Annotated in this window: 1 protein-coding gene; it reads left to right on the top strand. The window is 74.2% G+C overall.

Annotation, left to right across the window (positions count from 1 at the left end; all coding sequences use genetic code 11):
- A partial coding sequence (locus RVY79_RS19930; RefSeq protein ID WP_317466307.1) for a hypothetical protein occupies nucleotides 1-267 on the top strand: 267 nt, incomplete at both ends.

Genomic DNA, 267 nt, shown 5'->3' with positions numbered 1-267 from the left:
CTCCTGAAGGCGGCGCAGGAAATCCGGGACATCGACCAGGAGATGATGGAGACGATGATGGAGGCCGACGCCGCGGCGCCCGCGGGCCTGTCGCCGGACGCCGGCGCGAAACTCCAGGGCGTCGTCAGCCTGATGCGACGCCTGCAGCTCGACCCCGAAGCCGTTCGGCGGAGCGAGCCCGAGACCATGCGGGCGCTCGAGGCCGCTTGCCGGGCCTGCGGCGCGCGGAGCCGCTGCGAACGCGAGCTCCGGGCCGGAACGGCGGCC

It is taken from the genome of Chromohalobacter sp. HP20-39 (assembly GCF_033052815.1).
In the GTDB taxonomy this organism is placed as follows: domain Bacteria; phylum Pseudomonadota; class Gammaproteobacteria; order Pseudomonadales; family Halomonadaceae; genus Chromohalobacter.
The sequence above is the reverse complement of the archived record's forward strand: the minus strand, read 5'-3'. Positions and strand labels throughout refer to the sequence as shown.